Source organism: Enterococcus sp. C76, from assembly GCF_040886985.1.
GTDB classification, from domain to species: Bacteria; Bacillota; Bacilli; order Lactobacillales; family Enterococcaceae; genus Enterococcus_B; species Enterococcus_B lactis.
This window is the reverse complement of sequence record NZ_JBFOEY010000003.1, coordinates 340,652-347,825: the sequence shown is the minus strand read 5'-3', so window position 1 is coordinate 347,825 and position 7,174 is coordinate 340,652. Positions and strand designations below refer to the sequence as shown.

Sequence of the window (7,174 nt, the reverse complement as noted above, 5' to 3'; positions counted from 1 at the left end):
GCGCAATTTCGTGAGCAAGCGTTTTCAATGTCATTTCATGACCTAAACCTTCTTGAATGATAATCTCTTTTTCTTCCACACGATAGAATCCATTTGCCTCAGAATCTATTGCTTCAATTTTCACTGGCACAGGGGATAATTCACTTAATCCTTTAAATAATTGTGAGAAACGTTTTGGGTCTTTTAAATTATCTTCTAAATGATAAACAGGTTTTGGTATTTCTTTTTCTCCTTGTGTTTGACTAACATCAAACACAGGAACCAAAAAAAATCGCTGTTCTTTGATGATATTTCCATTTTCATCTTTAACAGGATTCCCGTCTTTATCTTTTTTTATAACTGTACTTGGCGCATAGACATAAATTGCTTTTGAACCTTTTTTTACCTTTCGCTCCATTTCATTCCATTTTTTAAAACTTGCAACATAACGTGCATCTGGCTTCTGTTCCAAAATCAAGCGAACATTTTTTGAAGAATATTTATGAAATTGAGAAATAAAATTCAGATAGTTTTTAAAAGTATCACTTTCAAGATAAGCACTTATGCCTTCTTTTAAATGCATAGACAATCCCTTATAGTTTTTTGATTTTATTAATTCTTGAATTGTTGGCTGTTCATTTTTTTTCGTAAGTTGCTGCATTTCAAAAAGTTGCTCCTCTCTATGTTTTTATTTTTTTCTAGTAGAGCCTTTTTTAACTTCAGGTGTTTCTTTTGAAAGAGTTGCTTGTTCTTTCTCTATGATTGCTTGTTTTGCTCTAGCTCGTTCAACACGCTCTTCAAATTTATTTTTTGGTCTGTTCTTTTTAGTGTTAGTCAAATGAATAGTAGTTTTATGCTCTTTACCATCAATTGTTTTGTTCTGTTCCTCAGAAGTAATTGCTGATTCACTTTTGTTCGTACTCCATTGTTGATATTTTTCATTTGGATGTACCCGATGAATTTTTTCTTCAATCGCAAATTTACGTTCTATTTTTTCCGCAAATTGTTTAATCAAGTCATTAATCCGAAGCATACGTTTATTAATGCCATTCTTTATAAACAAACGAAAATCGTCTACATGTTCTTGTAAGTTATAAACCACATCATTTTTCTTCATAATTAGAGCGGTTCTTAATGTATCAGTAAAACGTTCATTTTGATGTTTCAATTCTTGGGAGAGTTTTTCTGTGACTTCTACTGCTTGTTCAATCGTTGGCTCTTTTATTTCATCTACACTATTTATATATTTTGATAGTAGTTGTTCAATTTTTGAAAAATGTTCATCAAGCATTTTTTGAACTTCATCTTTTGACAGATAGTGATTTGCTGGTTGTCCTAATTCTGAAACAGTCTCTTCTAAACTTTTTTCAACTTCCCGAACAATTGCCTTATTTGCTTCTTCGATTTTCGATGAGGTAAAATTTTCTAAAACGGTTCCTTCTTGTGAATGTTTTTTTATTACGTTTTTTGATTCCATAGAAAGACCCTCCTTTTCTAATTGCTTTTTTTCTTGGTTTGATTTTTTTCGAACTAACACATCATTCCAATCGCTTTTCTTTTGTCCTGGCTCTAGTGGTGGTAAGGGAGTATCAACGGAAAAAGGCACATTCTGGAATTGATGAATAAATTCCTTGCCTGCTGAGTCATTATCTGTAGCCAAAACAAGTTGAATCAAATCATTCCTTTTCATTCTTTTTGATAGCGTATCAATAAACTCAGGCTTTTCTTCTTCAGATAAATCGACATTCATCTGATTAGCCAAAAGCTTGGCTATCGTGCTTTTTTTCAATCCATCCATCGCAAGTAGTATCACATCGCCTAATTTTTCCTTATACAGTTCGTAATAACTCATCAAATCGATAGGTGCTTCAAAGGCAATAATTCGTAACGGGCGCGCTTTTGAAATTTCTGCCCCTTCAGGAGGATTTCCTACTTTTAAAGTTAGTCCTGTGTATCCGTCTCCTAATACACGACGAAGATACCCATTCCCTTCATGCTTCTCTTGCTTCCAAAGACCACGCAATGAAACACTGGTAATTTTATTTTTACGATCTCTAGATTTAAACACCATTACTGGTTCCGTTTTACCGTCTCGTGGATCTCGATAGGTTGCTTGTGATAACAACCCTTGACGAATAAAGAAATCAACAGTTTCTTGACTGATTTTCCGTTCTTTCACCAAATAATCTTTTGTAAGAGTCATTTTTGTATGATCTTTCATAAAATAGTTGAATTCTTTTGTTTCATCTTTTCTAACTACTGCTTGACCTATCTCATAGGTAGGATCATTCAAAAACTGAATCGCTTCTTTCACACTGCACTCTTTCATTAATTGCACTAACTCAATTGGACCACCCCCTACTTGCCGAGAATTCCAATAAAAATAATTTTTTTTCAAATAAAAACGAAAGCTATCATGTTCAGCCCAATACAAGTGAGAGCCTCTACCTCCAATAGCCATACCAAGTGATTCTGCAACTGCAATAATGTCTTTTTGTCGTGCTTCTTTTAACTGCTTTTCGCGCTCATCATGCGTTCGAGTCATTTTATTTCCTCCTTATTTAACTTGCTTCAGATTCAACTGTGCCGTAGTCAATGACTTCAGGTTCCTTCGTTTGATCAAATAGTTTTTCAACCTCATTTCGATAACGTTTGTAGCGATACCAATTCGAATCTTTTGGACTATTTGCAAGTTGATCAGCCATCGGATGATTTTCCAATGAGTATTTACGATCTTTGAATACATTTTCTTTTGATATAAAAACCAAACATTCGTCACCTCCGATTCGGCTAATTTCATCTGGTGTAAGTAAATCCCTGCCTTGTCTTTGACGATTTTCCGAACCTCCAGATCGACTTCCTATACTATGATTACGAACAGAAATCGTTTGTTTTCCAGCTCTTTGAGAAAGATATTTCATAGTAGCTTCTTCCTCGCCGCCTAAAAAAAGTAAGCTAGCACAAGTAGTTACCATGGAAGCCCAAGTGTTCCTGTACATTCCTTTCAGCTGATCCAGTGCTTGTAAAACCATTACAATCGACATATTCCGACTCCTAAACGTTGATAAAAATTTCTCGATGTTCGGAATACGACCGATATTCGCAAATTCATCAAGTAAAAAACGAAAAGGGAGCAACTTCATATTATCGGGTAGTTTTGTTTCTCCAGTGAGAACTTTATCAATTTTAGAACGTAGAACTTCTGCCACTGTCGCAACAAAAATAGCTGATAAAAAGTTATAGGCTGCGGACGTTTCAGGAATGATCACAAAAACAGCTGTTTTCTTCTCTATCCAACTTTCAATATCCATCGTGTCCTCTTTGACCATATCGACAACTTGCTCATGATCGAAAACAGAATAGCGACCTGATGCTATTGCGAGTACACTTGCACGTGTTTCAGCTTCAAATAAATCGTTGAATAATGTCCACTGTTTATAAGCGTAATTATTTGGCCGAATCTGATTCTGTTCTTCAAACCACTCTTCAACTGGACTTGGTACCTTAGGATCTTTTCGTTTCGTAAACCGCAACATTTCCCCAATCATGGAAAGATTTGGCGTATAGTCATTGTCTTGACCGTCAAACCATAAAAAAGCAATGAAGGCACGAATTAAAAGGGCTTCTGCTTGAATCCAGAAGTCCTCTCCTTGTTGTTCAGTTTTTTTAGTCCCTTCTGTTATTGCTTCTAACACACGATCAATATCCAATTCATCATGGATATAATTAAATACATTGAAATGATCACTAGTGGTTAATCTCGAAAGATCAAATATTTTGATTTGATAATCATGATCTTTTAACATTTGCCCAGTTTCTCCAACTAATAAGCCTTTGGGATCTGTCACAAAAAAGCTAGCATTCATTTGCATAATATTCGGTTTAATATAATAACGTGTCTTCCCCGAACCTGGATCTCCGATAAGACAAGTGTTTTTATTCCGTTGTACAGAATAAGGTAACCGCTCATTTAACAATCCCATTGAAACCCGCTCAGATAAAATCATATTGTATGATTTATCTTTGTCCGAATACTTCTGCATTTCAGCTTCCGTTGCATAGCGCGCAGAACCATGTTCCTCATTCGGTCGATAAATTCCTTTATCGTTCCGATAAGAATAAGCCATCATACCAAGTAAGAACCCTGTCATACTGGCTATAATCGTTAATGGTTGAACCATTAATAAATAGGTTACAAACCCATGGATAAAGTGTTGTAAGCCCTTCGTAGAAAGAACAAAATTCATTTTTTCATAGAAATCTGAGAATGGAAGAGTCAGAATCCAATTACTCCCTGCCCAAAAGATAATTGCTAACACAATAGAAAAATAAAAATACGGTTTAAAAGGTTTCTTATAATGTTGCATGATTTCCTCCTATTTCGCTATTTTAGGGGCTTTTAAATTTGGTGCCTTTGAAAGAACACCCGTGTATTTTGCTTGGTGTTTTCGTGCATAAGCAATTCGTTCTTCAAAACTCATTGTTCCAGGGCGTTTTAATACTTTACGAGAAAAACTATCCAAATCTTTCGTAATATCCTTTAAAATCGGCTTTAAAGCTTCTGTAAGTAACTGCTGATCTTTCGTTTTAAAATACATTTTTACCCCATTCTCATCCTGTTTAAACGCAAATGAAATATCATGTTGATTTAAATACGAGCGTATTTTGTCTAAATCTACTTTTTGAGAAAGAAATTGGACACTCACTGGATCAGATTGATTTAGCAATTTATATAGCTTAGTTTCACCAGTAGAATAACGATTCAATACTTTTTCAGCCAATAATTCAGCTTTATCATTCATAATCAATAAAGACTGAAAAAATGCCTTCAGAGTGACAACTCCTTTCACATAAATTTCATGTATCGTTTCTTTTTGATCCACTCATAATCCCCTCTTTCAACTAAAAAAGACGCCAGTTGCTAAAATCGCAACTGTCGCCTCTTTTAATTCCATAGACTTTGAATTGTAAACGAAGTTAAATATCAAACTAAACGCCATTACATCAATACTTGCCGCTCTTCCATACTCTCAGTTTGTAGGGGTGGACTATTTTTTATTTGCTTCAAATGCTCCGAATCTTCTTCAGATACTTGATTTCCTTGTCGAACCGTACTAAGAATTGTATTTAATTTTTTTTCAAAGTTTTCTCCTAATTTTTCGCGTCTTTCTTGCAACATAGATATCCGAAGTTGAACAATCTGCTCTATTTCTTCCGTTTGACGTTGATATTCTTCAATAATCCGTTTTTTCGCTTCTTTTTCATATTGTCTTATTGTATCCATACGTTGCTTCTGTGTTTCCTGTTCAAAACATGCATTAATCGCTTCTAATTCCTTCTGATGCCTTAAATTTTCTTCTTCAATTGCCTTTACACGTTGATTTGTAAGCGTCTGATCAATCAGTTCCAACATACGTTCTTCCTCTTGACGAACAGTCGAGGAAACTTCTGTCTCAATTAAGTCTCGTTTATCGATCAACTGGATTTCATTCTGAATATTCTTCAACTCTTGATCAATAAAGGCATTTAACCGCTGTTCAAAACTCTTGGCTGTAAAAGTAGTCGGTTGCTTAATTACTTCTCGCTCAATGATTGTTAGTTTGCTCATTTCTTCAGACATTGATTCTTTAGTTAAAGGTTCAGAAACCAAATTTGAATGCTTAATTTCTGAAATAACTTCTGTTACAGGTAATTTTGATTCAAAATCTGTATTCGAATGTTCAATCGCTTCCACTTGCCAGTTCATATCCTTCTCGAGAGAAGATTTTTCATGAATTAATCTTTCTTCTTCAGATTCTTCTAAGGGACTATCTAGAATTTCAGGTACTGGGGCATAATCTCCTACTTCTTTTTGAGCAGAAAAAACAGAAGTAGACTCTTGTTCTGTTTTTTCTTCCACATTCAAGATAGATTGATCAAACGGTACTGGTTTCTTTGTATAAAATTCATACAAATGCTCATCAAAATCTGTTTCAAGAGATATAGGTAAGTCGATTTTAGTTGCAAATAAAGTTTTTCCTTTATGATTTTTTTTCACTGCTACAACAGAACCACATTCCCCTCGTTCAAAAAGGCGTGCATTTTCTTGTTCTACCCAAGAAATAAGTTCAGACACACTCGTAATTTCTTCTAATTCTAAGTTTTTTACAGAAATAAATTCGAAAATCTCTTTCTTACGATTCATTAGTAGTGATAATAGTTTCATGAACAAATTCCTCCTGAACCATACTTTCTTTTGAATCTATTCGGCCATTATTTTCTGAGAACATAGCGGTTAATTCTGACATAGTCATATCATTTTCAACCAAAAGACTAGAGATAAGATCTGCGTTTAAAAACTTCAACTCTTCTTCTTTTTTCTTTACCAGTTTTTTTGCCTTTTCTAAACCTATTTTGGCTTTTTCTAGTTCTTGTTCGACTTTTTGTTGCTTCTTTTCAAGATCTTTCAACTTAGCCATTTACTGTACACTCCCTTCTAACTGTTCGTTCCTTTCAACGGATTCCTTCGTTGATTGATTTTCTGTCGAATCAGATGTCTTTTTATCTGTTTGTTTTTCATCTGTGAATGTTGATTCTTCTGGGTACTCAACTTCCTCATACGTATTACTTGAACTTCTGACACCAGTAGAAGTCAATAGGACACTTTCAATCGCATTAACTAAATATTTGTCACCTTGCTTCGTGAAGGTAATTTTTAATGTTTCCTCTTCTTTATTATCGATCAAAGCTCCTTTTGTCGTGCCTTTTTCTAAAAGTTGTGTGTTATGATATTGTACTTGAGCAATTGCTACGGATTCTAATGGGTCAATGTAGATAGTTGCATTATCAAACACTTGATTGATCACATACCCCTTATAGGCTTGATTAATCGGTAAATCTTCGTTGCTTGTTTCTTGCTTGTACATTGCTTCAGTCATAAGCAGTTTATATCGATTACGGTTCTCGCCAAGATCCCGCTTAGTAAAATAGGCAATCAAGAAGGTTTCAACATCTTCAGTTTCCAATAATTTTTCGTCTGACATTTCTTGAATTTGTTGCTCAATTTTTTCCGCCTTTTTCGTCTCTTCCGAATTTTCTTTCATATTCGGACTCGCTTGTCCTAATACAAAACCAAACACAATTGAAATCGCAGCAACTCCGATTAAAATCGCTTTTTTTAATATCTGTATTCTCTTTTCGTTATACATAAAAAAGT

7 protein-coding genes are annotated in these 7,174 nt (G+C 34.5%); all 7 read right to left on the bottom strand.

The window, feature by feature from the left end:
• Nucleotides 1-562, bottom strand: a 562-nt coding sequence (locus AB3I00_RS06365; RefSeq protein WP_368024962.1) for an ArdC family protein, incomplete at its 3' end; no start/stop codon positions are given.
• A gap of 105 nt (nucleotides 563-667) precedes the next feature.
• Nucleotides 668-2,293 (bottom strand): DUF3991 domain-containing protein, encoded by a 1,626-nt coding sequence (locus tag AB3I00_RS06360; RefSeq protein ID WP_368024961.1) that lies wholly within the window; start codon nucleotides 2,291-2,293, stop codon nucleotides 668-670.
• 247 nt (nucleotides 2,294-2,540) lie between these two features.
• Complete coding sequence (locus AB3I00_RS06355; RefSeq protein WP_368024960.1) at nucleotides 2,541-4,346, bottom strand: VirD4-like conjugal transfer protein, CD1115 family; 1,806 nt, start codon at nucleotides 4,344-4,346, stop codon at nucleotides 2,541-2,543.
• Nucleotides 4,347-4,355: 9 nt separating this feature from the next.
• Entirely contained in the window at nucleotides 4,356-4,862 is a 507-nt protein-coding gene (locus tag AB3I00_RS06350; protein WP_368024959.1) for a DUF3801 domain-containing protein, read from the bottom strand.
• Nucleotides 4,863-4,978: 116 nt separating this feature from the next.
• Entirely contained in the window at nucleotides 4,979-6,184 is a 1,206-nt protein-coding gene (locus tag AB3I00_RS06345) for a hypothetical protein (RefSeq protein ID WP_368024958.1), read from the bottom strand.
• A complete protein-coding gene (locus AB3I00_RS06340; protein ID WP_165007253.1) occupies nucleotides 6,153-6,437 on the bottom strand; it encodes a hypothetical protein in 285 nt (94 codons plus the stop codon). Before AB3I00_RS06340 ends, AB3I00_RS06345 begins: the two co-directional genes overlap by 32 nt.
• Nucleotides 6,438-7,166 (bottom strand): hypothetical protein, encoded by a 729-nt coding sequence (locus tag AB3I00_RS06335; RefSeq protein WP_368024957.1) that lies wholly within the window; start codon nucleotides 7,164-7,166, stop codon nucleotides 6,438-6,440.
• Between the last annotated feature and the right edge of the window lie 8 nt (nucleotides 7,167-7,174).

Excerpts from the sequence above, each read along its gene's own strand:
- AB3I00_RS06355 (WP_368024960.1), bottom strand. The coding sequence starts at position 4,346 with ATGCAACATTATAAGAAACCTTTTAAACCGTATTTTTATTTTTCTATT.
- AB3I00_RS06345 (WP_368024958.1), bottom strand. The coding sequence starts at position 6,184 with ATGAAACTATTATCACTACTAATGAATCGTAAGAAAGAGATTTTCGAA.
- AB3I00_RS06340 (WP_165007253.1), bottom strand. The coding sequence starts at position 6,437 with ATGGCTAAGTTGAAAGATCTTGAAAAGAAGCAACAAAAAGTCGAACAA.
- AB3I00_RS06335 (WP_368024957.1), bottom strand. The coding sequence starts at position 7,166 with ATGTATAACGAAAAGAGAATACAGATATTAAAAAAAGCGATTTTAATC.